Consider the following 2,284-nt stretch of genomic DNA (forward strand, 5'->3'; position numbering starts at 1 on the left):
CGCGCCCTACCACGACTTCGTCGTCGCGGCGGACTACCTCTACGCCGTCGGCCTCACGGTGACCGACCCGGACGCCCTCACGGGCGGCGACACCTGCCAGGTGGCCGTCGAGCCCGGCCAGCCGCAGGGGCCGATCACCGTGAACTTCGTCGGCGACATCATGATCGCCCGCGCCTACGAGGCGCCGGGCGGCATCATCGACGACTACGGCGTCGACGCCATCTTCGCGCCGACCAAGCCGATCTTCGGCGACGCCGCCGACCTCAGCGTCTGCAACCTCGAGTGCTCCTTCACCGATCAGGGCACGCCGCACCCCACCAAGAGCGTGAACTTCCACGCCCGGCCGGAGAACTTCGTCGGCATCGTGAACGCGGGGATTGATCTGTGTGACATCGGCAACAACCACATCGTCGACTACGGCGAAGTGGGCATGCTGCAGACGATCGGACTGTGCGCGGCCGCCGGCATCCCCTACATCGGCGCCGGCAGCGACGACCGCCTCGCTCTGGCCCCTGCCTTCCTCAGCGAGCGCGGCATCCGCCTCGGCTTCCTCGGCCTATCCAACCGCACGGGCCGCCGCTGGAACTACCAGCCCTTCCTCGATGCGGGCGCCAGCAAGCCCGGCTTCGGCTACCTGATCCCCAAGAATCTCGCCGAGTCGATCGCCGCCGCCCGCGACGAGGCGGACGTCCTCATCGTGCAGACGCACAGCGGCGACGAGTATCTCGCGGCCGGCGCTCCCAGCGAGGGCACGCCGGGCGGCGCCAAGCTGCTCGCCGCGGACGGCTATCTCGAAGAGCCGCCGGTGGAGGCGAGCGAGCCCGCGCTGGGCGATCCCGACTTCCGCTTCCGCAACGAGCCCCTGCCCACCGAGCGCGCGCTGCGCCGGCAGGCCCTCGATCTCGGCGCCGACGTGCTGATCAACCACCACCCGCACGTGCTGCAGGGCTTCGAGTCCTACCAGGGCAAGCTCATCGCGCACAGCCTGGGCAACTTCATCTTCGACCTGTACTACCCCGAGACGATGCCCACGATCGTGCTCACCCTGGAGATCGAGAAGGCGGGCATCACCGGCTACACCCTCGTGCCGGCCTGGATCGACGACTACATCACGCAGCCGGCCACGGGCGCTCTCGGCCGCGAGATCATGGACCGCCTCGCCGACTACTCGCGCGACATGGGCGCGCTGGTGGCGGTCGATCCCTTCGCAAACAGCGCGCGCATCTATCTCGACCCGGCCTCGGCGCCGCAGTCGGTGGAGCTCGTGCAGGCCACGCTGCCCTTCCGCGAAACCGCTGGCGCCGCCGTCAGCCGGCCGCTGGAACTGGCCGGGGCGGGGCCGCTCTCGCGCCTCGTCGACCTCAGCGGCGAAGGGCTCGGCAGCTGGGAGTTCCGCCTCGGTCGCGAACTGCTCTGGCACGGCGGCCTCGAGGCCGAAGGCGCGACCTTCTGGGATCTCACCGCGCCGGACGAGTTCCTCGATGCAAGCGAGGCCGCGGCCGGCCAGCGCTCCCTCGCGATGCGCCGCAACGCCGGACAAGCAGCGGCCAGCAGCGACCAGGAGCGCCACCTGCCCTGCGACCCGGGCAAGGCGCACAGCCTGCTCGGCTGGCTGAAGACCCAGAACGCCGGCGGCGCCCTGGTCGAGGCGCGCTACTACATCGACCGCAACACGGGCACCGCCCTCGCCAGCGAGGCTCTGGGGCCCGCGCTCGGCGGCACCAACGACTGGGCCCAGCAGTGGGCCGACATCGCCACGCCCGCCGAGGGCGACTGGTTCGAAGTCCGCTGCACGCTGACGCCCCCGGCCAGCGGCGAGGGCCGCGCCTGGTTCGACGGCCTCAAGTTCGTCGAGTGGGAGCCCTGGCAGCCGGGCGCGGCGGGCACGGCCGTCGCCCATCCGCACAACTACCGCTTCGTCCAGTTCCGCGCGACGAACCCGGCCCTCGCCGAGGCGCTGCTCAGCTACGAGGAGACTCGCTACGTCGAGGATCTCACGGGGCTGCCGGGCGGGGCCGCGCCCGCGGCGCCCGTGCTCGCGCAGAACTTTCCCAATCCCTTCAACCCGAGCACCCGCCTGATGCTCAGCCTGCCCGCCGGCGGCGGCAGCCTGCCGGTCGCGGTCAGCGTCCACGACGTCCAGGGCCGGCGCGTGGCCCTGCTCTACGAGGGCCGGCTCAGCGGCGGCGAGCGCCTGAGCCTGGACTGGGACGGCCGCGGCACGGGCGGCGAGCGCCTGCCCAGCGGGGTCTACTTCGCCCGTGCGCGGCTGGGCGAGCGCAGC

At 71.9% G+C, this 2,284-nt stretch carries 1 protein-coding gene; it reads left to right on the forward strand.

Annotated features, from left to right (window positions below):
• The coding region (locus FJ251_15580) for a hypothetical protein (protein MBM4119124.1) at positions 1-2,284 on the forward strand (2,284 nt) is incomplete at both ends.

This window comes from bacterium (assembly GCA_016873475.1).
In the GTDB taxonomy this organism is placed as follows: Bacteria; Krumholzibacteriota; Krumholzibacteriia; order JACNKJ01; family JACNKJ01; genus VGXI01.